Annotated in this window: 18 protein-coding genes and 3 pseudogenes; 13 read left to right on the top strand and 8 right to left on the bottom strand. The window is 63.7% G+C overall.

The annotated features are described in order from the left end of the window. Positions 1 to 2 precede the first annotated feature (2 nt). Positions 3 to 931 (bottom strand): annotated as a pseudogene (locus KTQ42_RS18395) (tripartite tricarboxylate transporter substrate binding protein). A gap of 156 nt (positions 932 to 1,087) precedes the next feature. On the opposite strand from KTQ42_RS18395, the gene KTQ42_RS18390 reads away from it, so the two are divergent. From KTQ42_RS18390 to KTQ42_RS18375, 4 genes are all read left to right on the top strand, one after another. Then, positions 1,088 to 2,020 carry a LysR family transcriptional regulator gene (locus KTQ42_RS18390; protein ID WP_217347083.1) on the top strand — a complete coding sequence of 311 codons (933 nt, stop codon included), beginning with the start codon at positions 1,088 to 1,090 and terminating at the stop codon, positions 2,018 to 2,020. 125 nt (positions 2,021 to 2,145) lie between these two features. After that, positions 2,146 to 3,186: an SDR family oxidoreductase gene (locus KTQ42_RS18385; RefSeq protein WP_217347082.1), complete on the top strand. Its 1,041-nt coding sequence runs from the start codon at positions 2,146 to 2,148 to the stop codon at positions 3,184 to 3,186. A gap of 176 nt (positions 3,187 to 3,362) precedes the next feature. Beyond that, positions 3,363 to 3,521 (top strand): hypothetical protein, encoded by a 159-nt coding sequence (locus KTQ42_RS18380; protein ID WP_217347081.1) that lies wholly within the window; start codon positions 3,363 to 3,365, stop codon positions 3,519 to 3,521. A 69-nt stretch (positions 3,522 to 3,590) separates the two neighbouring features. After that, positions 3,591 to 3,953 carry a hypothetical protein gene (locus tag KTQ42_RS18375; RefSeq protein ID WP_217347080.1) on the top strand — a complete coding sequence of 121 codons (363 nt, stop codon included), beginning with the start codon at positions 3,591 to 3,593 and terminating at the stop codon, positions 3,951 to 3,953. 93 nt (positions 3,954 to 4,046) lie between these two features. Here KTQ42_RS18375 and KTQ42_RS18370 read toward each other — a convergent pair whose 3' ends face one another. Continuing rightward, entirely contained in the window at positions 4,047 to 4,358 is a 312-nt protein-coding gene (locus KTQ42_RS18370) for a hypothetical protein (RefSeq protein ID WP_217347079.1), read from the bottom strand. Between the two features lie 90 nt (positions 4,359 to 4,448). Here KTQ42_RS18370 and KTQ42_RS18365 point away from each other — a divergent pair. Further along, positions 4,449 to 4,874, top strand: a pseudogene (locus KTQ42_RS18365) (methyl-accepting chemotaxis protein); the annotation flags it as partial. Between the two features lie 25 nt (positions 4,875 to 4,899). On the opposite strand, the pseudogene KTQ42_RS18360 reads toward KTQ42_RS18365, so the two are convergent. Beyond that, positions 4,900 to 5,783: pseudogene (locus KTQ42_RS18360) on the bottom strand (methyltransferase domain-containing protein). Between the two features lie 257 nt (positions 5,784 to 6,040). Here KTQ42_RS18360 and KTQ42_RS18355 point away from each other — a divergent pair. Next, a complete protein-coding gene (locus KTQ42_RS18355) occupies positions 6,041 to 8,920 on the top strand; it encodes an insulinase family protein (protein ID WP_217347078.1) in 2,880 nt (959 codons plus the stop codon). A 513-nt stretch (positions 8,921 to 9,433) separates the two neighbouring features. Here the strand turns inward: KTQ42_RS18355 and KTQ42_RS18350 are convergent. Then, positions 9,434 to 9,925 carry a GNAT family N-acetyltransferase gene (locus tag KTQ42_RS18350; RefSeq protein WP_217347077.1) on the bottom strand — a complete coding sequence of 164 codons (492 nt, stop codon included), beginning with the start codon at positions 9,923 to 9,925 and terminating at the stop codon, positions 9,434 to 9,436. Positions 9,926 to 10,077: 152 nt separating this feature from the next. Between KTQ42_RS18350 and KTQ42_RS18345 the strand changes: the two genes are divergently transcribed. The 6 genes from KTQ42_RS18345 (at position 10,078) to KTQ42_RS18320 (ending at position 16,951) form a co-directional block, all read left to right on the top strand. Beyond that, on the top strand, positions 10,078 to 10,431 hold the full coding sequence (locus KTQ42_RS18345) for a hypothetical protein (RefSeq protein ID WP_217347076.1): 354 nt from the start codon (positions 10,078 to 10,080) through the stop codon (positions 10,429 to 10,431). 185 nt (positions 10,432 to 10,616) lie between these two features. Then, positions 10,617 to 11,351 carry a C39 family peptidase gene (locus tag KTQ42_RS18340; protein ID WP_217347075.1) on the top strand — a complete coding sequence of 245 codons (735 nt, stop codon included), beginning with the start codon at positions 10,617 to 10,619 and terminating at the stop codon, positions 11,349 to 11,351. Next, the gene (locus tag KTQ42_RS18335; protein WP_217347074.1) at positions 11,348 to 12,817 is read left to right on the top strand and encodes a RimK family protein; all 1,470 of its coding nucleotides are present in this window, start codon (positions 11,348 to 11,350) and stop codon (positions 12,815 to 12,817) included. Before KTQ42_RS18340 ends, KTQ42_RS18335 begins: the two co-directional genes overlap by 4 nt. Continuing rightward, positions 12,814 to 14,028, top strand: a complete 1,215-nt coding sequence (locus KTQ42_RS18330) for a glutamate-cysteine ligase family protein (RefSeq protein ID WP_217347073.1) — start codon at positions 12,814 to 12,816, stop codon at positions 14,026 to 14,028. Before KTQ42_RS18335 ends, KTQ42_RS18330 begins: the two co-directional genes overlap by 4 nt. Before the next feature lie 6 nt (positions 14,029 to 14,034). Then, a complete protein-coding gene (locus tag KTQ42_RS18325; protein ID WP_249222981.1) occupies positions 14,035 to 14,814 on the top strand; it encodes an N-formylglutamate amidohydrolase in 780 nt (259 codons plus the stop codon). Positions 14,815 to 14,965: 151 nt separating this feature from the next. Further along, positions 14,966 to 16,951, top strand: a complete 1,986-nt coding sequence (locus KTQ42_RS18320) for an alkaline phosphatase PhoX (protein ID WP_217347072.1) — start codon at positions 14,966 to 14,968, stop codon at positions 16,949 to 16,951. Between the two features lie 149 nt (positions 16,952 to 17,100). Here the strand turns inward: KTQ42_RS18320 and KTQ42_RS18315 are convergent, their stop codons facing one another. The 3 genes from KTQ42_RS18315 to KTQ42_RS18305 form a co-directional block, all read right to left on the bottom strand. After that, a complete protein-coding gene (locus KTQ42_RS18315) occupies positions 17,101 to 18,591 on the bottom strand; it encodes a diguanylate cyclase (RefSeq protein ID WP_217347071.1) in 1,491 nt (496 codons plus the stop codon). A 413-nt stretch (positions 18,592 to 19,004) separates the two neighbouring features. Continuing rightward, positions 19,005 to 20,525, bottom strand: a complete 1,521-nt coding sequence (locus tag KTQ42_RS18310; RefSeq protein WP_217347070.1) for an alkaline phosphatase PhoX — start codon at positions 20,523 to 20,525, stop codon at positions 19,005 to 19,007. 150 nt (positions 20,526 to 20,675) lie between these two features. Next, positions 20,676 to 21,242: a restriction endonuclease gene (locus tag KTQ42_RS18305; protein WP_217347069.1), complete on the bottom strand. Its 567-nt coding sequence runs from the start codon at positions 21,240 to 21,242 to the stop codon at positions 20,676 to 20,678. A 193-nt stretch (positions 21,243 to 21,435) separates the two neighbouring features. On the opposite strand from KTQ42_RS18305, the gene KTQ42_RS18300 reads away from it, so the two are divergent. Then, entirely contained in the window at positions 21,436 to 21,999 is a 564-nt protein-coding gene (locus tag KTQ42_RS18300; RefSeq protein WP_217347068.1) for a septal ring lytic transglycosylase RlpA family protein, read from the top strand. 438 nt (positions 22,000 to 22,437) lie between these two features. On the opposite strand, the gene KTQ42_RS18295 is transcribed toward KTQ42_RS18300, so the two are convergent. Then, positions 22,438 to 23,658 carry a YsnF/AvaK domain-containing protein gene (locus tag KTQ42_RS18295; protein WP_217347067.1) on the bottom strand — a complete coding sequence of 407 codons (1,221 nt, stop codon included), beginning with the start codon at positions 23,656 to 23,658 and terminating at the stop codon, positions 22,438 to 22,440. Between the last annotated feature and the right edge of the window lie 156 nt (positions 23,659 to 23,814).

Genomic DNA, 23,814 nt, shown 5'->3' with positions numbered 1-23,814 from the left:
GTTCAATCGATTCTGACGTTGCCGTTTTTAAGCAGCACTGCAAACTTTTCGGTTTCTTCCGCGATCTGCCTCGCCATCTCCTGCTGGCTGTTGCCCATCGGCTCGATGCCAATGTCAGCCATCTGTTTCTGGAATTCCGGGGTGTGGATGATCCTGACGATTTCCCGGTTGAGCTTTTCAGTAATGTCCCTGGGCGTGGCCGCCGGCGCCAGTAGGCCGAACCAGGTGCCGATATCCAGCCCGGCGATGCCCGCTTCCTGCATCGTGGGCACGTCCGGCAGTGCGGAGGAGCGGCGAGCGGTAGTCACTGCCAGGGGCTTGAGCTTGCCCTGCCTATGAAGGACAGCACCGGCGTGACGGTGTCGAAGGACATATCGACCTGGCCGCCCAGCATGTCGGTCGTCAGCGGTGCGCTGTCCTTGTAGGGCACGTGCAGGATGCTGGCGCCGCTAATCATCTGGAATTGGGTGCCAATCAGGTGCTGGGCCGTGCCATTGCCGTTGGAGCCGTAGCTCAGCTTGCCAAGGGCGGACTTCGCATCGGCAACCAAGTCGGCCACAGTTTTGTAGGGCATGGTGCTGCTGACCACCAGCACGTTCGGCACGAGCGCCACCGTGGTAATGGGCGCGAAGTCTTTCTGGAAACTGTAGGAAAGCTTCCTGTACACGCTGGTGGCAATGGTGTGATCCACAGCGCCCATCAGCAGGGTATGGCCGTCCGGCGCTGCCATGGCCACCGACGCCGCGCCCAGCGTGGCGCCGGCGCCGGGCCGGTTGTCAACGATCACGCTCTGGTTGATCACGGGGCCGAGCCTGGTGGCAATGGCGCGCGCCAGCACGTCGGTGGTGCCACCTGCGGGAAAAGGCACCACGATGGTCACCGGCTTGGCGGGCCATCCCTGCGCGGCACACAGGCTGGCCGCGCCGAGCAGGCAGGCAACAGCGCCCTGATCAAATGGTTCAACGTTAGTAGATGCTTCACGGTCGTCTCCTGTGCATGTGATGACGCTGTCAGGGAGGCGATTCTAAGTTGACTGCATATTAAATCTCGGCTAAAAAGTAAGACTGTCATTTACCTAAAGTTAATTATGCCCAAGGCGATCAATCCCGCCGATTTCAGCTTCTTCTCCACGCTGGTGTCCTGCGGCAGCCTGGCGTCCGCCGCCCGCGAGCTGGGCATCACCACGGCAGCCGTGAGCAAGCGGCTGGCGCTGATGGAGTCGCGGCTGAGCCTGAACCTGGTCAACCGCACTACCCGTCGCATGAGCCTCACGCCAGAAGGCGAGGCCTATCTCGAAGGCGCGCGCCGCATCCTTGGCGAGATCGATGATCTGGAAGACGTGTTGTGGGGCACCAGGCAGACGCCCAAGGGGCTGCTGCGGGTCAATGCCACGCTAGGCTTTGGCCGCAGCTACGTCGCGCCGCTGGCGCGCAGCTTCGTGCAGCAGTACGGCGACGTCGACGTGCAGCTGCACCTGACGGTTGCGCCGCCGCCGCTGTCCGACGATGCCTACGATGTCTGCGTGCGCTTCGGCCCGCCGCCGGACACCCGCGCCGTTGCCTGCCTTCTTGCCAGGAACCGCCGCATCGTGTGCGCCTCGCCCGGCTACCTGAAGCGCCATGGCGAGCCGAAAACGCCGCAGGAACTGAGCAAGCACAATTGCATTGGCATCCGGCAAGGCGATGAATACGGCGTCTGGCGCTTCACCCACGGGCGGCAGAAGGGCAAGGCGGCGGCGGAATCCGGCGAGCAGAACGTGCGCATCCGCGGCAATCTGACCACCAACGATGGCGGCGTGGCGGTCAGCTGGGCCCTTGCCGGTAATGGCATCCTACTGCGCGCAGAATGGGATGTGAAGGATTACATCGAGAAAGGCAGGCTGGTTCGCCTGCTTCCCGGCTACGACACGCCCGATGCCGATATCTACGCGGTCTACCCGCAGCAGCACCGCGCTACCACCCGCGTGAAAGCCTTCGTCGACTACCTTGCGGCCTCGTTCGACAAGGCGCCGGGCATATAGGCGGGTGCACGTTGCGCAAGGGCCGCATGCGCCGGATGCATTGAACCTGGCCCCGCCGATGCCAGTCAAATGCCTTCCTGGCTGGCAAACAAAAACAGCCGCCGCTTCTTCACCGGAGGCATGTGATGAACAATAGTCAGCATCCTGAAGTGGTTGTCATCACGGGCGCGAGCGCAGGCATTGGTCGCGCCACCGTGCGCGAATTCGCCAGGCATGGCGCTTCCATCGCCTTGCTGGCGCGTGATGCCGACCGCCTGGAGGCGGCATGCGCGGAAGCCCGTGGACTGGGCGCCAAGGCCATTACCATACCGACCGACGTGGCGGACCCGGACCAGGTCGAAGCGGCCGCCGCCCGCGTTGAGGAAGCGCTTGGGCCGATCGATATCTGGATCAATAACGCGATGGCGACCATCTTCGCGCCGCTGTCAAAGATCTCGCCCGAGGATTACCGCCGCGTGACCGACGTGACCTACCACGGCTATGTATGGGGCACCATGGCTGCCCTGAAGCGGATGCGGCAGCGCAAGCGCGGGACGATCGTTCAGGTCGGCTCGGCGCTTGCCTATCGCTCGATTCCGCTGCAGTCGGCCTATTGCGGCGCCAAGCATGCAATCAAGGGTTTTACCGAATCGCTGCGCACCGAGCTGATGCATGAAGGAAGCGGCATCCATCTGACGATGCTGGAGATGCCGGGCGTGAACACGCCGCAGTTCGAATGGTGCAAGACCACCCTGCGCAAGCATCCCAGGCCGATGGGGCTTTATTACCAGCCGGAAGTCGCGGCCCGGGCAATCTACTGGGCAGCGCATGCGCGACGACGCGAACTAGTGGTCGGCGGGCCGTCGGCCATGACCATCCTGGCGGAAAAGCTCGTGCCGGGCCTGATGGACCGCTATCTGGCGCGCACCGGTTTCAGGGGGCAGCATACCGACGAGCCAGTCGCTGCGGACCGGGCCGCCAACCTGTGGGATCCGGTGCCCGGGCCGTATGAGGCAAGGGGTGCCTACAGCGCTGGCGCGCATGACCACAGCATACAGCTTTGGGCCAGCATGCATCGCAAGTGGCTGCTTGCCGGCAGCCTCGCGCTTGGCCTGCTCTGGCGGGCGCGTTCCCATGGCGAGGAGCGGCGCAGTAAGGAAGACACTGGCCGGCGGCGCTTGAGCTGAGGCATAGTGTCCCAAGCCGATCGATGGCATCTGCACGAGATCTACAACCTGTTTGGCCTGACACAAGAAACATCGCGCTGGATTTCACCACCATCAGTCGGATGGAGGCTTCCGTGCTGATTACCGCTGCAAGGCAAGGTTGCCGCGTCGGTACAACATCACGCCAAGGACACACCATGAAACCGAACTCCTGGAAAGCGGCCCTGCTGGCCTGCGCCCTGTTTCTGATGCAAGCCATGGCAATGTCGCCATCCGTGGCGGCGGTGGTCACCTTCGAGAACCTGGACGAGGGTTTCCGGCCCGGCGTCGACCGGTTCGAGAGCCGGATGAATTAAGCAATCGCCCGGAACTTCGTTCTCTCGGCAAGCGTCGGCAACCCGCCCAGCGCGCTGGTCGCCAATCCAGTGACGCAAGGCACAGTGTCCGGTGCGCCCAATGCGCCGACGGTGTTTTCCACGTTCACGGGTCGCGACTTCACCGTTGACGGCTATGACATCGCGGCATTGGGACCGGTCGCACGAGGCGATGCCTGGCTGTTTCGCGGCTTGCTGGACAATACGCTGCAATTCTCCTTTCTTGACACCGCGCCGCAAAGCTTCGTGACCCGCGCGACCGGCCCGAGCCAGCTGATCGACAGGTTGGAAGTCTGGGTGCAGCCGGGCACATCGGTCGCGTTCGCCGCTGACAATTTCCGCTTCACGCTGGAAGGCGAAACGGCGCAGGTGCCGGAACCAGCGGCCCTGCCCTTGCTTGGCCTGGGCCTTTGAACGCTGGTATTGGTTCATTTGCGCAGGCGCGACAGGCTGGTTTGATACTGCCAACACCGGCGGCTGCCAGCTGATGGCGCGCCGCTACTGCCATCAGCGCTGCAAGGCACCTGCAAGCTGACGAATCTCTCCGTCAATCGCCTGTTTCAGCGCGTCATGCATGAAGGGCGCGGTCAGAAAGACGCTGTTGTTGTTGTCGGAAGAGACACAGAGCTGGATCTTCCATGGTCTCCCGGCTGCATCCATCAATACCTTGACCGTGCGGGTCGACCGCGACGGATGCCATTCGACCCTTCTCCAGAAATAGGTGCGCCAGCTGCCGCGATGCGGCGCCTCGGCAACCAGGCCGAATTCGTGGGTCAAGCACTGGTGGAGATCCTCCAGCGTGGAATAGGTTGCGCCCATCTGCTGCCCGTCAAAATAGTGGGATCAGTTGCTGGTCACAAGGTAATGCAAGCCCGGCATCATGTCACTGCGGCCCCGGATTCATACTGGCTGGTTGGCCATGCCGGAGAAACCATGGAAGGCATCGTAGGCAGCATGCGTCGCGTGACCGACATGATGGCCGAGATCATGGCGGCGTCGCAGGAACAGAGCAGCGGCATCGACCAGATCAATCAGGCGGTTGGACAGATGGACCAGGTCACCCAGCAGAATGCCGCGCTGGTCGAGGAAGCCGCAGCCGCCGCGCAATCGCTGCAGGAGCAGGCTGGCAGCCTGGCCCGCGAGGTCAGCATCTTCAGGCTTGACACCGGCGCGCCTGCCCAGCCTGCTCTGCCGGCCACGGCCAGACATGCGGCAGCTTCCCCTTCCCTGCCCGCGATGGCGCCGGCCACCGCAAAGGAGCCTGCCGCCATGCACAAGCCCAAGGCACTGGCGCGCCCTGCTGCCACTGCTGGCGACGGTTGGGAAGAGTTCTGATCGCCGGGCTGCGACGCAGCCGCGTTCAGGCCGTGCGCTCCACCACCACTTCCAGGTAGGGACTGGGCAGCACCAGCGTGGCATCGCCTGAACGGTTCAGCCTTGCCATCAGGTCCAGCAGGTCTTGCGCGAAAGCCTGCTGGGCATGCTCATCGAGCGCGCCAAATGCTTTGTTCATATCGCGCCGTAATAGGTGTGAAACACGTCCAGCCAGTGTTGCGGCGAGCGATAGCGTAATACGAATGCCCGTTCTGCGATGAGGATGTCCGCGGCGAACTGGCCAAACATCTCCTCCAGCCTGGCCCTGGTGCCCCACAATGCCGGCAACTTCACGCCTGCCGCAGGCGGGATGTATTTCCCTATCGTCCTGAACACCTGCCCGATGAAGCTTTCCGGCGTCCAGTTCGCCAGGCCTTTCCGGCCGCCCGGCCGGCACACCCGTGCCATTTTGCTGGCCGCCTTTTCCTGGTCCGGCGTGAACATCACCCCCAAAGTCGACAGCACTACATCGAAGGCCGCATCGGCGAAAGGCAGGTTTTCTGCATCGGCTTGCTGGAATTCGATGGAAAAGCCATTAGCTTCGGCGCGCCGGCGGGCGCTGTCGAGCAGCGCCGGCACATAATCGGTCGATGTGACCTCGCACTAGCGGCGGGCCGCCGCGAGCGTGGCATTGCCGTTGCCGGGAGCGACATCGAGCACGCGCATGCCGGAACGCAGGTCGCGCGCCTCGCACAAATTCCCGCCGACGATCTGCAGGGTGCTGCCGATGAGGGCATAGTTGCCGGTGGACCAAGCCGCCTGCTGGCGCGCCTTGACGGCCGTCAGGTCGGCGACCGGTGTGGGAGTGGGAGTGGGTAAGCACACGGAATGCTTCTTCAAGTAGCCTGGAAACGGTTGGAAGCAACGCATCTTCAGAGACACACGCGATAACAGCCTGCCCAATCGTCATGCGCAGAAAACCTGCGTCATGCGCTGGCGCTAACGCTGGCGGCTGATCTTTGTCATACTCCCTCGCGCCGCCACGCCATTGATCTTTGCTAACGGCGCCACCAGATGAGTAGATGAAAGCTGCAAGGTGCTGCAATCGCTGGCGCTGGCCTGCGACGCAGCGTCTGGCAATCTGCGATAAAATGCTATACAAATTAAATCATTAATAGGATTAGTCAATGACCTTCATTGAAAAGCGTGTCCGGCCCGTCAAGGTCATGCAGGCAGTATTGAAAGAATACGAACATCCCGCCAGTGGCGCCCGCCACATTCATCTGGCAACCGACGATCCCGAAATGGTTTTCCTGGTGGCCTTTCCCACCGTGCCCGACAAGGACGACGGCCGCGCGCATATCCTGGAGCACTTGGCGCTGTGCGGCTCGCGCCGCTACCCGGTGCGCGACCCGTTCTTCTCGATGCTGCGCCGTTCGACCGCGACCTACATGAATGCGATGACCTATCCCGACCGCACCGTGTACCCGTTCGCCAGCACCAGCGAAGCCGACTTTTTTAACCTGCTGGGCGTCTACCTGGACGCGGCGTTCTTCCCGCAGCTGGAATACCTGGACTTCCTGCAGGAAGGCTGGCGCCACACGCTGGAGAACGGCAAGCTGGGTTATGGCGGCGTGGTGTTTAATGAGATGAAGGGCGCATTTGCCGACCCGATGCGGGCATTGGCCCAGGGCATGGACGCGATCCTGTTTGCCGGCACCACCTATGCCGTCGAGTCGGGCGGCGACCCGCTGGCGATTCCGTCGCTCACCCACGACGACCTGAAGCAGTTCCACGCCAGCCACTACCATCCATCGCAGGCGGTGTTCATGACAGCTGGCGCAGTCGATCCGGCCGCGGTGCAGCGGGTCATTGCCGAGCATGTGCTGGACAAGCTCTCAGGCCAGGCGCCGCGCATGATGCCGGAATTGGCGCCGCAATGGGAGGCGCCGCGCAGTACCACCATCCGCATCCCATCGCCCACCGCGCGCGACGACGAGTACGGCATGCAGCTGGCCTGGCTGGCCGGCGAATCGGCTGACCCCGTGGCGTATTACCGGGCGCAGCTGCTGGAAGCCGGCCTAGTGGGCGACGCTTCGGCGCCGCTGTTGCATGCGATGGAAACGGCTGGCTATGGCAGGCCGTCTGCCTTCAATGGGATGGACCCGAGCCATCGCCAGCTGGTATTCCATCTCGGCATGGAAGGCCTGACCCGTGAACAGACTGAAGAAGCGCGCGCGCTGATATGGCGCACCCTGGAAAAGACCACGCAGACCGGCGTGCCGCATGCGGTGTTGCAGGCGGCACTGCGAGACCTGCGCTTCTCGCAGCGCGAGATCCAGGGCGGCCAGCTGCCCTACGGCATGCGCAAGCTGCTGCAGGCGCTGCCATTCGAAATGGCAGGCGGCGACATCATGACAGCCTTCGATAGCGAAGCCACTCTAGCGAAGCTGGAGCAGGAAATCCGTCATCCGGAGTTCTTCAAATCTATGGTGCGTGACCTGCTGGCCGCGCCAACCCGGCTGACTGTGACGGTGGAGCCGGATGCCCGCTATTTCGACGCACGCAACGCGATCGAGGAGGAACGCCTTGCGCAGCTCTCTGGCGCAATGGACGAGACCGAGGCGCAGCGCATTGCGGCCGAAGCCGAAGCGCTGCTGGCCCGCCAGCGCCAGCCCGTCAACAACGACCTGTTGCCGCGTATCCGTCCACAAGACGTGAGCCCGTTGCCGCGGCCCCTGCACGATTTGCCCGAAGACGCCGGACGCCTGTTGGGCCTGCGCATTGCCAGCAACGGCATCAGTTATGGCCGGGTGGTATACGACGTGTCGGCCTTTGAAGAAGCCGACTGGCCGTGGCTGGACCTGTATGCCGAACTGCTGCCCGATCTCGGCGTGGGCGCGATGAACTTTGCCGAAGCCGCATCCTGGCGCAAGCAGCTGGCGCCATCGTTCTCGGTGGACCTCGATGCACAGGAATCCCTGAAGGCGGAGGGGCCAGCCCTGCGCGTCAATCTGTCCTTTTCCTCGCGCAATGTGCGCGAGGAGCAGGACGCCATTGCACAGCTCCTGTCGAATTCCATCCGGGAGGCCCGCTTCGACGAAAGCGAGCGGATCGCCTTCCTGATCGACCAGATCGCGGAAAACCAGTTGCAGGACCTGGCCGACCAGGGTGACCAGTACGCCGCCATTGCAGCGGAGCTGCCCTATTCCCTGCGGCGCCACTTCCAGGATGCAGTCGACGGCGCCGGCGCGCTGCGCTTCTACAGCGCCCTGGCGCGCCAGATCGAATCGGACGATGGTTTGCAAGCCATCTGCGAGCGGCTCTCCGCTCTGCACCAACGGGTCCTGGCTGCGCCGGTGCGCATCATCGGCGCAGGCGTGGAGGAAGACGGCGCGCATCTGGCGCGACTGATCGATGTGCCTGGCGCCGACCCGGACAGCACAGCCACCGCGCCGCAACGCGAGCGTGGCGCGCCGGCCAGCGTGGCGCTGATGGCGCCGGCGCAGGTCAACCACTGCTTCGCGAGCTGGGCGGTGCCGCGCCTGGGTCATGAGGATGCGCCAGTGCTGTCCGTGCTGGCTAACCTGATGACCAACCAGGTGCTGCACCAGGCCTTGCGCGAGGAGGGTGGCGCTTATGGCGGCACCGCGCGCTATGCGGCGCACAGCGGCGTTTTCACCATGCTGTCCTACCGCGACCCACGGCTTGCCGGCACCTACGAAGACTTTGCTCGTGCGGTGGCCTGGGTGGTGGAAGCGCCGCTGCAGCGCGAGCATATCGAGGAAGCCATCATTGGCGTGATCGGCGAACTCGACAAGCCGCGCAGCCCGCATCATGAAGCGCTGCAGGCATGGCAGCTGCGCGAAGCCGGTGTTACCCAGGCGATGCGGGAGCAGTTCCGACACGGCGTGCTCGAATGCACCGATCTTCAACTCAAGGCCGTGGCCATGCAGTACCTGCAGAATGCGCAGCCCAGCCGTGCCGCGTTCGCCGGGAATGCGGCACAGGACCTGGCGGGTTTGGAAGTGGTGGACCTGATGGCGCTGGCTGGCCAGGCGGCTTGAGGGCTTGAGCGGCAGGCGACTTTCGAGACAAGTTGGGCGTGCCGTGAAAGTGGCGCATGGAGTTGATCAGGTGCGACGTCTGCAGGCGCTGGCAGGGTGCAGTGCAGGGGCGTCGCACCCTTTATTCATCTAGTAAGTTGGCTGAGACCGCAGTCTAGTTTGAGATTGTGATCCGATGCACGTTGGGTACTGCATCTACAGAAGCACCTGGAATGGCCGATGCCGATGCCGATGCCGTTAGGTGTGAAATCTGATTGAGCGCGCCGTGTCAGCGGTGCCCGGAGCAGATAAGGTGCGGCGTCTGTCTGAGCGAAGCGCAGCGTAGCGTAGCGTAGCGAGTTTAGCTGCGCCCCGCTCCGGGTGCCGCTGACACGGCGCGCTCAACGGGACTTAATTGCCTCGTCAAAAGCAACTGCAGCTGCAACGGCAACAGCCATTGCAAAATCCCTACCACCCCGATCCCCTTTAAACACCACCCCTTACAAATCCCTCTCAGCAAGGCCCACAAACCAGCTAATCATGCCCCTTCAACGGCATGCCATAACTGATCCCATGCTGCCGAAACCCAAGCTGCTCATAGAAGCGATGTGCATCGCGCCGTTTCAGATTGGATGACAGGATCAGCTTGTAGCAGCCGGCCTGCCTGGCCATAAAAAGCGCTTCCCGCACCATCACCTCACCGATGCCACGCCCGCGCTGCGCGCGGCTTACCACCACCGCATCCAGCAAAGCCTGAAGCTGCCCGCCCTGCGAAGGCGAGGCAAAGATCATCAACGAAAAACTGGCCACTGGCTGGTTGTCCTTGTAGACGATATAGGCCCGAAAGTGCGGATAGGCAGCCATGTCCGCCAGTACGGCGCGCATCGCGGCATGGTCGGCATCGGTCGTGGCGGCCGGGTCGCCGTCGTCCATCTCAGCCTGCAGCGCGGCCAGCAATGCGGCGTCGTCCTCAACGGCAACGCGCAGCTCGATATCGGGCAAGGTGCCCGCATCCATCATGTTCATCGATATCTCCCTTGATTGGCATGGCTAACTATGCACCTTGTCATGCGCGCTTACAACCGTAACCAACGCTTACATCTTAATGGTCAACTAGCTGTCATCAGGTCCCGTTAGTGAGGGGCAGGCAAACTGCTCAACCACTTGATGAGGGCTTTATGAAAAATCTGATCGCCATGTCCGTTGCTACCTTGTTCGCCAGCGCCGCCTTCGCACAGGCACCTGCAACGACAACCACGACAACGCCAGTCGCACCTGCAACCACTACAACCACCACCACAGCCCCCGCCACCAAGGCAGCTGTCAATGCCGAGGCGAAGTCCGAGAAAGCTGATGCCAAGGCCGGTGAGAAAATCGCCAAGGCGAAGGCCGATGAGAAGGAAGCCGTGAACAAGGCAGATGCCAAGGCCGAGAAGTCCAAGGCAGATGCGCATGCCAAGGCGGACAAGAAGGTAGCCGAAGCGAAGAAAGACAGCAAGGAAACCAAGGTCAATGCCACGACCACGAAGTAATCGTCATCACTAAAAGCAAGCCGGGTTCGCCCGGCTTTTTTATTCCCAGCCGGCATCATTCCGCGCTGTCATCAGTGCAGCGATTGACCGAATTCGAATTGCTGGCTCGCCAAATACCGTTGGGCCGAAACTTTTGTCGCCATGGCAAATCTGACTGGCAATGCCGCTATCGACTGCCCGCCACCGTGCTTACCAATCGCATCGAGCTTCCTGTCAGCATCCTTCCCCAGCCGGACGAAACGACCTGTGGCCCTACCTGCCTGCATGCGATCTACCGCTACTGGGGAGACGACGAGCCATTGGGCAACCTGATTGAGCGTACCGGTAAGCTGGCGCAGGGCGGCACCTTTGCCGTGCTGCTGGCCTGCGATGCCCTGCGCCGCGGCTATGACGCCACGATCTATACCTATAACCTGAACGTGTTCGACCCCAGCTGGTTCAGCCAGGCCGGCATCAATATCGCCGAGCGGCTGCGCATGCAGCGGGAAGTGAAGGCAGACTACCGGCTGCGCCATGCGACCGAAGGCTATCTGGAATTTCTCCGGCTGGGCGGCCAGTTGCGCATGAAGGACTTGACGCGCGGTCTGGTGCAGGGCCTGCTGCGGCGCGGCTTTCCGCTGCTCACTGGCTTGAGTTCCACCTACCTCTACCGCGCCATGCGGGAATACGGCACCGACGACACGCCGGACGATATCCGTGGCTTGCCCTCCGGCCATTTCGTGGTGCTGGCCGGTTACGAGCGCGAACGGCGCAAAGTTTTGGTGGAAGACCCCTATCAGCCCAACCCGTTCGCCGGCGCGCACCAATACTGGCTGGGCATGGACCGGGTGCTGGGCGCGGTGCTGCTGGGCATCGTCACACATGACGCCAATCTGCTGGTGATCAGACCACGGGATGCCAGGCAGCGGGATACCCGATGAAGATATTGTTCGTTGTAAGCCGGCCGGAAGACTGGCCATTCGATATTCCCGGCATCACCGCCATCGCCGCCCGCAACTACCTGATCGACCCGGCCTTTGGCGAGTCGGCCTCGACCCGGGTGTTCAACCTGTGCAGCAACTACCGCTATCAGAGCCATGGCTATTATGTGTCGCTGCTGGCGGAGGCGCGCGGCCACCAGCCGCTGCCGGGCGTGGAAGCGCTGAAGGACCTGCAGTCGAGCGAGCTGCTGCAGACCGTTAGGGACAGGCTTGGCGACCTTGCCAGCTGCACCTTCGCGCCGCTGGAACAGGACCAGGTCGAGCTGCGGATTTACTTCGGTCATGATGCCAGCGGCGACCGCCGCAACGAGCATCTGTGCATGGAATTATTCCGCACCCTTTCCGCACCCATCCTGCATGCCCGCTTCAAGCGCACCGCCGGCTTCTGGCGGCTGATGACCATACGCGCCGGCGAGCCGGGCGAGATTCCCGAGGCCGAGCGGGCAGTGTTCTGCCAGTCGGTGCTGGCCTACATGCAGCAGCAGAGAATACGCAGCACGCGGCCGGCCAGCGAAGCGCCGCTGATCGCCATCCTGCATGACCCGCAGCGCGAGGAAGCGCCTTCCAATCCGCAGGCGCTGCACAAGTTCTGCGAGGCCGCCACCATGCTGGGCATGAAGCCCAGCCTGATCACGCGGCGCGACGCCGGCCGCCTAGCCGAGTTCGATGCGCTGTTCATCCGCGACACCACCAATGTCAACCATTACACCTACCACCTCTCGCGGCTGGCGGCGGCCGCCGGGCTGGTGGTGATCGACGATCCGGATGCCATCCTGCGCTGTACCAACAAGATATACCTCGCCGAGTTGCTGACCCGTCACCACATTCCGATACCCAGAACGCTGGTGGTCCATCCCGACAATATCGACCGCATCATCCCGACGCTGGGCTTGCCCTGCATCCTCAAGCAGCCGGACGGCGCTTTCTCGCTGGGCGTGGCCAAGGTCCACACCGAGGAGGAACTGATGGCCAAGGTGCGCGAGCTGCTGCGCCATTCGGAACTGGTACTGGCCCAGCAGTATCTGCCAACGGAATTCGACTGGCGCATCGCTGTGCTGGACAACCGGCCGCTGTTCGTGTGCAAGTACTACATGGCGCCGGGGCACTGGCAGATCATCCGTCACGACAGCGCGCAGACCAGCGAAGGCAAGACCGAGGCACTGTCGATCGGCGAGGTGCCCAACGAGGTGATCGACATCGCGGTGCGCGCGGCCGGCCTGATCGGCGACGGCTTCTACGGCGTCGACCTGAAGGAAGTGGATGGCCAGTGTTACATCATCGAGATCAACGACAATCCGAATGTGGATGCCGGCAACGAGGACGGCGTGCTTGGCGATGCGCTGTACCGGGAGGTGATGGGCGTGTTCAACAAGCGCATCGAGGCGTTGCGGGGACTCAAATCATGAGCGCGCCGCTGCATGCCTTTGGCGGGGTCGGCATCGAGCTGGAATACATGATTGTCGATCGCGAGACCCTGAACGTGCTACCCATTGCCGACAGGCTGCTGGCGGCGGCGCCCGGCAGCGAGGACTATGAGGTCACGCATGGCGGGATGGGCTGGTCCAATGAGCTCGTGATGCATGTAGTGGAGGTCAAGAACCTGGCGCCCGCGGCGTCGCTCGACGGCCTGCCGGCCGCCTTCCGTGGCGAGCTTGACCAGATCAATAGCCTCCTTGCCGGCATGGGCGCGCGGCTGATGCCGGGCGCGATGCATCCATGGATGGACCCGGACCGCGAAACCCGGCTGTGGCCGCATCAGAACCAGGAAATCTACGCGGCCTACGACCGCATCTTCGATAGCCGCGGCCATGGCTGGTCCAACCTGCAGAGCATGCATGTGAACCTGCCGTTCGCCGGCGACGACGAGTTCGCCCGACTGCATGCAGCGATCAGGCTGGTGCTGCCGCTGATCCCCGCACTAGCTGCTAGTTCGCCCTTCGCCGACGGACGCGATACCGGCTACGCAGATTACCGCATGCATGTCTACACCCACAATGCCGACCGCATGCCATCCATTGCCGGCCTGGTAGTACCGGAAACCGCGCGCAGCCAGGCCGATTACGAGGCCCGCATCCTGCAGCCCATGTATGACGATATCGCTGTGCTGGACCCGGACCATGTGCTGCGTTATGAATGGCTCAATTCACGCGGCGCCATCGCCCGTTTCGACCGCGACGCCATAGAGATTCGCGTGATCGATACACAAGAACATCCTGGCGCAGACCTTGCCGTGGCCGCCGCCGTGGTTGATGTAACGCGCCGCCTGTATGACGGTGGCGACCTGGATGCGCAGCAGGAGATCGCCACCGAAGCGCTGGCCGGCGTGCTGACCGACTGCATCCGCGATGGCGATGCAGCCATCATCGACAACGCCCGCTACCTGAAGCTGCTTGGCTTTACCGAGGCGCGCCTGCCTGCAGCCGACGTCTGGCGCGCCCTGCTGCAGCCTATGATGGCCAGCCAGCAAGATGCCTGGTGGACGCCGCCGCTGGAGACCATCCTGCGGCATGGCACGCTGGCACGGCGACTGCGGGATGCATACGCACGCAAGGGCCTTGCGCATGCCTGCCGCCGGCTGTGCGATTGCCTGGAGCAGGGCCATGCCTTCCTGCCATGAGGCGCAATGCCGGCATTGCACACGGCCGGCCGCCGCGACGGGGCCGTCAATGTGACCAAGGACGACGGCTTCCTGATTAGTTGCGAGCATGGTGGCAACCGCATTCCCGCCGCCTACCGTCGCCTGTTTGCCGGCCACGGCCAGGTCCTGCGCAGCCATCGTGGCTATGATCCCGGCGCACTGCGCATGGCGCGCGACTTGGCGGCCGCGCTGGCTGCGCCGCTGCATGCCTGCACCGTCAGCCGTCTGCTGATCGAGCTGAACCGGTCGCCGCGGCATGCTCGCCTGTATTCAGAGTTCACCAGAGATGCCGGCGCCGAACTGCGCCGCGAGCTGCTCGAGCGGTATTACCTGCCCTACCGCGACGCGGTGGAAACCCGCATCGGCGCAACGATCGCCAGCGGCCTGCGCGTGGTGCACCTGTCGTCCCACAGCTTTACGCCGGAGCTTGATGGCGCCGTACGCGATGCCGACATTGGCCTGCTCTACGACCCGCGCCGCGGCGGCGAGCGCGCGCTGTGCCGCGAATGGCGGCTTGCGCTCGGCCGGCATGCGCCGGGACTGAAGGTGCGCATGAACTATCCCTATGCCGGCACCGCCGACGGCTTCACCACCTATCTGCGGCGCCGTTTCACGGGGACTGACTATCTCGGCATTGAGTTGGAGATCAACCAGCGCCATGCGGCATTAGGCCCGTCCTGGCGTGCCTTGCGCGAGGCTGTGATCAGCTCGCTGCGCGACGCCCTGCAGCCAAGGCACGACGACGCCGGCACCGGTCACGCCTGAGCCCTCCGTCGACGATGATGTCCTTGTCATAAGGCCGTCACACGTCCTTCCTATACTCCACTCACCCTGAACGCTGCGCGGCCATGATGGATGCAAAGGTCGCGATGCTAGCCGAAGCAGGGCAACCCGTTCCCACTGCACATTGAAAAAGATGACGACCAAGTCCCCGCTTTCCCGCCGCCAGGCACTCAAATTCCTCGCCAGCTCGCCGCTGTTTCCGCTCGGTCCCGCGCTTGCCTCCTCGCTGCTGACCGGATGCGGCGGCGGTGGCTCCGACAATGTCGCCGCCGCAGCAGTGGAAGCGCCGAAAACCACGGCTACGTTCGCCTCGGCCAGCTTCAGCTCGATGCCGGCGCCCAACCTGAGCACGCCGGCGGCGATGGCCACGACCACCGTGGGCTCGACCATGACCGTCAATTACAGCGACGCCAGCAAGGTCGACTACAAGCTGGCCTACCAGCCCTTCTTTATCACCGGCGACCGCGTCCCCGACGGCAATGGCGGCACCATCCTCGCCGGCGGCTATGTCGACATCTACAACCAGCCCATCATCGACAGCAGCCTGCCGGCCAGCCCGCGCCAGTTCTTTTCCGATTCGCCCGACGGCACCTCGCTGCTGACTGTGCCGAATGCCAAAGTCAATGGCGTCAAGGGCAATACAGTGTTCGCCGTGGTGCAGTTCGAATACACCAGCCTGGCGCAGGACGGCGTGACCAATATGTACGGCAAGCTGCCGTCGCCGATCGCGGTACTGACGCTGGATCAGGACCCGGCCACTGGCAAGCTGGCGCTGGTGAAGTATCACAATGTCGATACCTCGTCCGTCAACGGACTGTGGATCACCTGCGGCGCCAGTCTGTCGCCATGGGGCACCCATCTGTCCAGCGAGGAATACGAGCCGAATGCCTTCAGCGCTGCGACCGACGCCCAGTTCCGTGCCTTCAGCAAGAACCTGTATGGCAGCGAAACCGTGGCCAATTCCTACAACTACGGCCACCTGCCCGAAGTCACGGTCAACCCCGATGGCACGGCGTCGATCAAAAAACATTATTGCCTGGGCCGCATCTCGCATGAACTGGTGCAGGTAATGCCGGACAACCGCACCGTTATGATGGGCGACGATGCCACTAACAGCGGCTACTTCGTCTTCGTGGCCGACCGGGAAAAAGACCTATCTTCCGGCACGCTGTACGTGGCCAAGGTCGGCGCCGGCTTCTCGCTCGACCCCAACGGCAGCGGCGCGCTGCTGACCTGGATCAGGCTCGGCTCGGCCAGCAGCGCCGAGATCCAGCGCCTAGCCACCACGCTGCGGCCAACCGACATCATGGATGTCAAGACCGCCGATCCTGCCGACGCCACTTATACCAAAGTGGCCGCCAACGGCCGCACCGAGTGGATCAAGCTCATGCCAGGCATGGAGAAGGCTGCCGCCTTCTTGGAAACCCATCGCTATGCTTCGCTGGTGGGCGCGTCAATGGGCTTCACCAAGATGGAAGGCACCACGGTCAACACCCGCGACAAGGTCGCTTATTCGGCGCTGCAGAACTGCCAGAGTTCGATGGTGGCTGGCAATGCGCTCAACGTGCCGGGCAACGGCGTGTCGATCCCGAGCCAGCTGGTAGCCGGCGCCGTGATGGCGCTGAACCTGAAGGGCGGCGTGAAGGACACCTCGGGCGCGGCCATCAACAGCGAATGGATGCCGGTCGACCTGAAAGCGCTGCTGGCGGGCCAGGACATTCCCGCCGATGCATTGGGCAACACCGCCAATCCGGACAAGGTGGCCAATCCCGACAACCTGAAGTTCTCGGAAAAGCTGCGCACCCTCTTCATCGGCGAGGACAGCAGCCAGCACGTCAACAACTTCCTGTGGGCCTACAACGTCGACACCAGACAGCTTGCGCGCATTATGTCGATCCCGTCCGGCGGCGAGTCCACAGGCCTGCATGCGGTGGATGAGATCAATGGCTGGACCTACATCATGAGCAATTTCCAGCATGCCGGCGACTGGCTGCCGATCCACGGCGCCGTGAAGTCCACGCTCGATCCGCTGATCAAGGCGAACTACAGGAACGCCTTCGGCGCCGCGGTCGGCTACCTCACTGCCGACGTCAGCGCGATCCGCATGACGAAGGCATAAGCCGACAACTGCAGTACCTGCGGCGGCATGACGGAAATGGGGCAATCCCCGCTTGCTGTCATGCCGCCGCTTTTTTCACGAAGCCGGGCAGATGCGGCAAAGCGGCAGGCGGCAGGCCACAAGCCGCTGACGGCTTGCGTCGCGGCCAGTCAGCCGGCCGCCACTACCCGGTTCTTGCCTTCGCGCTTGGCCTGGTACAGCGCGGCGTCGACCCGCTGGATGAGCTGGTCCTGGCCTTCATCGATGCCCACCAGCGCTGCGCCGGCGCTGAAGGTCACCAGCACCTTCTGATGCTCGTACATGAAGATGGACTTGGTCAGTTCACGCTGGATGCGGGTTACTGCCTGCACTGCATCGGGCAGCGTGGTGTTGGGCAGAAGCAGCATGAATTCCTCGCCGCCGAAACGCGCGATCACATCCATCTGCCGCAGCGTGGTACGAATCACCCGGACCAGGTGCACCAGGGCATTGTCGCCAGCCTGGTGACCGAGCTTATCGTTCAACTTCTTGAAGTTGTCGATGTCGAGCAGGGACACGCACAGCGGCGTCTGGTAGCGGCGGGCCCGCTGCATTTCGCGGCCCAGCGCTTCCATCATGCCGCGCCGGTTCAGGCTCTGGGTCAGCGCATCCTCGCGCGCCAGTTCGCTCATTTCCTCCAGCTTGGCTTCCAGCGCCTGGATGCGCTTCTGCGCGTCGAGCAGTTCCGAGCGCGCCGCGCCGGCCTGTGCGCTGACGGTGCGGGCATGGTTTTCCAGCGTCGCGGTTTCACGTTGCACCGCGGCCAGGATGGGACGAAGCTGGTCGGCGTCGCGCACTTCCGCCAGTTCGCTGGAATAGGCGCTGATGCGGGCATGGTACTGACTAGTGCTGTCGGCCACGGTATCGAGGCTGGCAATGAAGCTCTGCAGCATGCGCTCGACCGAATCGCGGGCCTGATCGCGGCTTTCCTTGATCCTCGACTGGCGGGCGGCGACATCCTGCAGATTGGCGATCGCCGCCTGCAGCATGTCCACGCTCAGCGGGTTGTCCAGCAGCGCCTGCACCGCGGCCGCCTGGCCGTGCGCCCAGGATTGCTGCTCAGCCAGCCCTGCCATGTTGGCGCTCAGGTGGCGTAAAAGGTCCAGCAACAGGCCCTGCTTTTGCTGTGCCAACTGGCCATGTCCAGCGCAGTCGTCCACCAAGCTGGCCATCTGCTGCAGCGCGCCTTCGGTCTGTTGCGGCCCACTTGCGCTTTTAACCTGCCCTGCGGCAGTCCGGGCGCGCTGCACTAGCGCGCCGTCGGCGGCCAGCAGTGACGGCATGCCGCGCTCGAGCAGCATAGCGGCGGCCGCCTGCCATTCGCCGGCGGAGGATGGCGGCGGAAGTTCAATGGCGTCGCGCCGCACTGGAGCGCGACTGGACAGCTCGGCTGCAATCTCCACCAGGTCCCGCAGCGTCTTGCTGGCAAGTGGCCAGTCTGCCTGGTCCAGCGCCCGACCCAGGCGGGGCGCAAATACGGACAGTTCTCCAAGCAATGGGCGCAATTGCTCGAAGAGCAGCCGCAGTACGGTTTCCGGACCGATGACTGGCGCCGGGTCAGCCTGAGACACGGGAGCAAGCGTCACCGCGGCTGGCTGGATATTCAGGACGCGTTTCAGCATGGGATAACCCCTCCGGTGGCATTCTGGCGAAACGGGTAGCTACGGCGGAAGAAAATGACAAACGTGTGAACCATGGCGGCTGAAAACGGCGGATCGGATGGAGCAGCCACAGTGCCGCATATCAGGTCGATACGGCATTCCTAAACCGCCGCTCCGGAATTGTAAGTAATTCTCAGAATATTACCATCAGGAAATTAGAAATCACGAAAAAATAGCTATTGATAAACAACAACGGGCGCAACGCGGTATTTGCGTTGTGCCCGTCGGGGTTCTTTCTCTGCTAGACAACAATCTTTACCACATGCCATGACGGCATGATTGTCTTGAGTGCCGTACGCAAAACAGCCTGGGTTGGCGACAGCAATACAGCGGCTTCGCCACCCCCGTTTGTTCACCGGGACATTCGCCCTTCCTTACGCGCCGTTGCCGCGGGAATGCAGCGGCCCCTTGGCCCACGGGCCGGTAATGGCGAAGGTGATGCCGGGCGTCTGGATATTGACGAACAGGAATCGGCCGGTCGGATCGAAACAGGCGCCACAGAATTCACGGGTGCGGTTGTCGCCGGCCGCGCTGGCGGCCTTGCCAGCCGCCGCCACCTGCTCTGCCGTCAGGTTGACGTTGTTCTTGGCGAAAATATACGCATCGCCCGCTTCGGTTAGGCCCATCAGGCGCTGGCCGATACCGAAGCGGTCGCCGGTTTCCGCGCCACCGTCCTCGCACAGCAGCAGGCCGCCGCCAGGGCTAACGGTCAGGTTGTCGCCCATGTTGCCCACCAGCGCGCCGGGGCTGTTGTAGATGCAGGTGATGCGCTGGCGCGTCAGGTCGAGCTCCCATACCGTGCCGCGCGAGGCCGAACCGCCGCTGGTGTCCATCACATAGATCCTGCCCTGGAAGTACCACATGCCTTCGCCGCGATTCATGCGCGCCGCGCCCTGCGCCCAGCCCTGCACGAACGGGCCGGCCGCATTGGTGATCACCTGGCCGTTCAGGCCGGTTACATTGCCGCGCGCCTGGTCCGGGTTGGCGATGGTCACCCATTCCAGTTCGTACTGCTGGTCTACCGACACCGTGGCCAGGTTGGCGTTGGGCATGCCCTTGACCCTGGCCATCTGCAGCGTGCCGCCCTGCGCCAGCGTGCCGGGCGCGCCGGGCGTCACCTGCGGCACGTAGCGGTAGAAACCGGATTTGCCGGAGCTGTCTTCGGTCATGTAGACGATGCTGGTGGCCGGATCAACCGCCGCCGCCTCGTGGCCGAAGCGGCCCATGCCGACGATGGGCCGGGCCGAGGTGGACGATGGGTCGGCACGCACTTCGAACACGTAGCCGTGCATGTTGCCGGCGCTGCTGGTGGCGTCCGAGCTGACTTCCTCACAGGTCAGCCAGGTGCCCCAGGGCGTTACGCCGCCGGCGCAGTTGCCCTGTGTGCCGCCCAGGCTGGGCGTCATGCCAACCCATTTGCCATCGCGGAAAGCGAGATTGGTGGTGCCGCCGCCAGGCTTGTTGACAAGGCCGCTGTTGGTGCCGCGGTCATAGACGGCAGGCGCATTGATCACGTTTTCCGGCGCGACAAAGCCGATTTCATGATTGCGCACCAGCACGACCTCCACTCGGTTGCCGCTGCTGCTGGAGGCGATCACGCCCATGCCGTCATGGCCCCCCGGGCAGGGCTGGCCATTGCTCATCAGGTCGCCGCGCCAGCCATAGCTCTTATAGGTGAAGCCGGGCGGCAGCTGCAGCAGCGGCAGGCCGGTGGCCATGTCATTGGCGGGCGCGATCGGGCCATAGGGGCTTTCCACTAGGGCGGTGACGCCGTCGGCGGCCTGAGCTTGCCTTCCCTGCAGCGCACCGAAGGCGCCGATGAAGGGCAGCGCGGAGGCGCCAGCCAGGCCCTTGATCAGGTTGCGGCGCTTGTCGGAAATGTTCTTGTCGGTCATGGTGTTCCTCCTGTTAATGAGCATGGGATTGATGCTTCGCACGCGGTCCGGCGGGTGCCGGCCGCGATGAACTTGCGCAAGATTAATCACTGCATGCTTCATCAGCATGACCACGGGATGACAATTGCATGACCGGCAATGCCGGCTCGGTCAAAGCCCCAGCAGCTCGGCCAGGCGCGCGTCCCGGATGACATCGATGCCGCTGTCGGCCGCCAGGCGGCGCGCCTGCTCGGTCAGTTCGTTCAGCGCGAGATAAGCGCCGCTCGCCGCGCTGGCGACCCGCATGGCCGCCTCCAGCTCGCGCACGGCATCGGCGCCGTGCCTAGCCGCCTTCCAGCGCCGGCAGGCCAGCAGCAGCACCTTGTCATCCTTTTCGGCGCGCAGGTCGGCGCCCGGGCCGGCATAGGGCGTAACGGTGTAGCCACGGCGGCACAGGCCCTGCTCCACCGCCTGCAGGAAGTCGCGCGACGACATTGCGGTGGCGCGTTCCAGGGTGCGCGTCACCGCAGCCGGCGCCGGCGCCTTGAACTGCCGCCAGGCCGCCATGCAGCCGATCACGAAGAAGGGTGCGCCGGAAAACAGCGCCAGCGGCTTGTAGGGCGACGGCATCAGCGCGACCGCCAGCAGGCCGACGGCCGCCGCCACCAGGAAGCTGATCCACCAGCGCGAGCGCAGCAGGATGGCGAACAGGGAGTTTTCCTTCATTTTGATGGGCATGGCGTGCTTTCGCGGGGATGCAGGGGGCGCCATCATAACGCAGCTACGCGCGCCATCCTGCCGGCATGCGATACGCGGCAAGCACGACGGTAATGACAGCCGAACTTTGCCGGCATGCTGCCATCGAAACAACAAAGCCTGACCGCGCCGATGCGGCGCGTTGGACTCCTTTACTCTCTCCAACGGACCGGACATGATCAGTTCACGCAAGAGCCGCCAGCTGGCGGCATGCCTCGTCGCCTTCTGCATCGGCGCGGCCGCAACGGCCGCAACGGCCGCAACGCCGCATGGCAACGGCAAGGCCGAGGGCGGGCATGCCGCGCGCTCCAAGTCGACAAAGACAGCCAAGTCCCCCAAGGCAACCAAGGCAAACAAGACGGCAAAAACCGGCAAGCCGGCGCTGGACCTGTCAGGCAAGGCGCGCCGCGGCAAGGCGTCGTATTACGGCCGCAAGTTCCACGGCCGGAAGATGGCGGACGGCACGCGGATGAATCCGAATGCCAATGTGGCAGCCAGCAAGACACTGCCGTTGGGCACCAAGGCCGAAATCGTGAACCTGGAAAGCGGCAAGAAGGCAGTAGTAGAAATCCGCGACCGCGGCCCGTATGTGAAGGACCGCATCGTCGATGTCACGCCGAAGGTAGCGGACAAGTTGGACATGAAGGAAGACGGCGTCGCGCCGGTGGAGGTCAAGCCAATCGAAGTGCCGCAGCCGGATGGCAGCGTCAAGCAGGGAGAAGGCGCCAGCAGACGTTGACGGGGCGTGATGACAATACTCGGCACGGCGCAGCCATCGTCGTCGCTGCCGCCGTTGTCCTGGCTGTAGTCGTCGCTGCCCTCGCCCGTCGTAAGGTGGAAACTCCAAAGGGCATTCCATCAACCGGTCGATCCAGGCAATACGTCGCCAATGCCATGCCGTACCCCGCCTTCAAAGCAAGATCCACGGCAAATTCAACAAGCTACCGTGGGTTTCGCAGGTTCCATCCTCGGAGGGCGTTGCGCCATGGGTAGTTAAACGGGATGCCGATCTCGGCCACCGTCCCTGATCGGCCATCGGTGCAATGCCCCTTCGGGGTAGTGCGCCCTACCTACCGCTCGTTGTATCGACGCGCGGCGGTTCACCATGCTGCGCGATAAATCATAAAAAAGCCTGTGCGGCGATCCGCACAGGCTCTGGCTTGCTGCCTTGCAGCGCCTAGCGGCGACCGCTCACACGTTCCCAGCCGTGGCGCACCGCGGCCTTGAAGCGCTCCCAGTCGCTGCCCGGATAACGGGTCTGCCAGTCGCTGCGGGCGCTGGTCTCGACCTCGTCCCAGGAGCGGTTGGCATACCGCTGGTCGCCGGCCAGCGTCGAGCCATACTGGTAGGCCGGCGCATAGTCCTCGTATTTGGCGCCGGTGGTGCTGCCATAGCGGGTTTTGAAGTCGTCGCGGAAGTCCATCGTACCAGTGCTCCCTGTGGTACCGGTCACGCCGTCACGCTCGACGTCGACCACGGTCTTCCTCACCGTGTCATTGATTTCCTGCGTCGTGCTGGTGGCGGTCTTGCCCACCACGACTTCCTCGACTACCCGCGCGGTCTTGCTCACCACTGCCTGTTCGGCCGTCTCGCGCACCTCGATGGTTTCTTCCTTGAAGTTGGCGAGATCGGCTTCGGACGCTGGACGGTCGACCGGCCGGCGCTCGATAGCAGCATGCTCCTCCCGCAGCGTGACGCTTTCATTGACCGGGGTTTCCACCACATGCGAGGTGACATGCACATGGCCAGTCTCCACCGAGCGCTTGCCCACTTCCAAGTGCTCTTCGACCACCGGAATGGTGCCCGACTCGGCGCTGGTCGCGGTACGCGCGGTGGCGGTGCCGGTGGTGGCAGTCTTCACGCCTGTCGGCTGTGCGCTGTTCCAGCGGCTGGTGAAATGCTCCCGGTCGGCGTCGGTCTTGGGCTTGACGCCCATCAGGATGCCACCGTTCTTGATGCCCTGTTCGTAATGCTTGACGGTTTCCTCCGGAATGCCCCAACCGATCAGGGCGCCCAGCAGTCCGCCCGCAGCGCCGCCGGCGCCGGCGCCGACCAGCGCGGCCGCCAGCGGGCCGGCAATCACCAGGCCCAGGCCAGGCAGCGCGATCGAGGTGCCCACGGCAGCGATGGCAGCGGCAATTGCGCCCAGCGTGCCGCCGATGCCGGCGCCAATGCCGGCGCCTTCCGCGGCCTTCGTATGCAGGTCGGTCTTGACCGACTCGTCGCCGGAGAAATAACGCTTGCGGGTTTCATCGGTCATCACCACGTTGACGTCGTCACGGCCATAGCCACGTGTGGACAGTTCCTGGTAGGCGCGCTCGGCGCTGTCGCGGTCCGGGAAGAGACCGGTGACGAGCGGGGTCTGCTTGCTGCTGGTGTTATTGGTGTTGGTAACCATGTCTTGCTCCTTTGTCGTTGGCCGCGACCGCCGCATGCGGCATGGTCTTGGCGTGAGGGATAGGTGGTTAGTGGAGGCAGAAGGCCGGCGCCGCCGGCCGCTGCCATTAGAACGCTTTCGACCTGACCAACTTGCCGGGACCGGGGCAATGCCAGT

The sequence above is a fragment of the Noviherbaspirillum sp. L7-7A genome, assembly GCF_019052805.1.
Classification (GTDB): Bacteria; Pseudomonadota; Gammaproteobacteria; order Burkholderiales; family Burkholderiaceae_D; genus Noviherbaspirillum_A.
This window is presented reverse-complemented; position numbering and strand designations above follow the sequence as displayed.

Excerpts from the sequence above, each read along its gene's own strand:
- KTQ42_RS18390 (WP_217347083.1), top strand. The coding sequence starts at position 1,088 with ATGCCCAAGGCGATCAATCCCGCCGATTTCAGCTTCTTCTCCACGCTG.
- KTQ42_RS18385 (WP_217347082.1), top strand. The coding sequence starts at position 2,146 with ATGAACAATAGTCAGCATCCTGAAGTGGTTGTCATCACGGGCGCGAGC.
- KTQ42_RS18380 (WP_217347081.1), top strand. The coding sequence starts at position 3,363 with ATGAAACCGAACTCCTGGAAAGCGGCCCTGCTGGCCTGCGCCCTGTTT.
- KTQ42_RS18370 (WP_217347079.1), bottom strand. The coding sequence starts at position 4,358 with ATGGGCGCAACCTATTCCACGCTGGAGGATCTCCACCAGTGCTTGACC.
- KTQ42_RS18355 (WP_217347078.1), top strand. The coding sequence starts at position 6,041 with ATGACCTTCATTGAAAAGCGTGTCCGGCCCGTCAAGGTCATGCAGGCA.
- KTQ42_RS18350 (WP_217347077.1), bottom strand. The coding sequence starts at position 9,925 with ATGAACATGATGGATGCGGGCACCTTGCCCGATATCGAGCTGCGCGTT.
- KTQ42_RS18345 (WP_217347076.1), top strand. The coding sequence starts at position 10,078 with ATGAAAAATCTGATCGCCATGTCCGTTGCTACCTTGTTCGCCAGCGCC.
- KTQ42_RS18335 (WP_217347074.1), top strand. The coding sequence starts at position 11,348 with ATGAAGATATTGTTCGTTGTAAGCCGGCCGGAAGACTGGCCATTCGAT.
- KTQ42_RS18330 (WP_217347073.1), top strand. The coding sequence starts at position 12,814 with ATGAGCGCGCCGCTGCATGCCTTTGGCGGGGTCGGCATCGAGCTGGAA.
- KTQ42_RS18325 (WP_249222981.1), top strand. The coding sequence starts at position 14,035 with ATGCCGGCATTGCACACGGCCGGCCGCCGCGACGGGGCCGTCAATGTG.
- KTQ42_RS18320 (WP_217347072.1), top strand. The coding sequence starts at position 14,966 with ATGACGACCAAGTCCCCGCTTTCCCGCCGCCAGGCACTCAAATTCCTC.
- KTQ42_RS18315 (WP_217347071.1), bottom strand. The coding sequence starts at position 18,591 with ATGCTGAAACGCGTCCTGAATATCCAGCCAGCCGCGGTGACGCTTGCT.
- KTQ42_RS18310 (WP_217347070.1), bottom strand. The coding sequence starts at position 20,525 with ATGACCGACAAGAACATTTCCGACAAGCGCCGCAACCTGATCAAGGGC.
- KTQ42_RS18305 (WP_217347069.1), bottom strand. The coding sequence starts at position 21,242 with ATGCCCATCAAAATGAAGGAAAACTCCCTGTTCGCCATCCTGCTGCGC.
- KTQ42_RS18300 (WP_217347068.1), top strand. The coding sequence starts at position 21,436 with ATGATCAGTTCACGCAAGAGCCGCCAGCTGGCGGCATGCCTCGTCGCC.
- KTQ42_RS18295 (WP_217347067.1), bottom strand. The coding sequence starts at position 23,658 with ATGGTTACCAACACCAATAACACCAGCAGCAAGCAGACCCCGCTCGTC.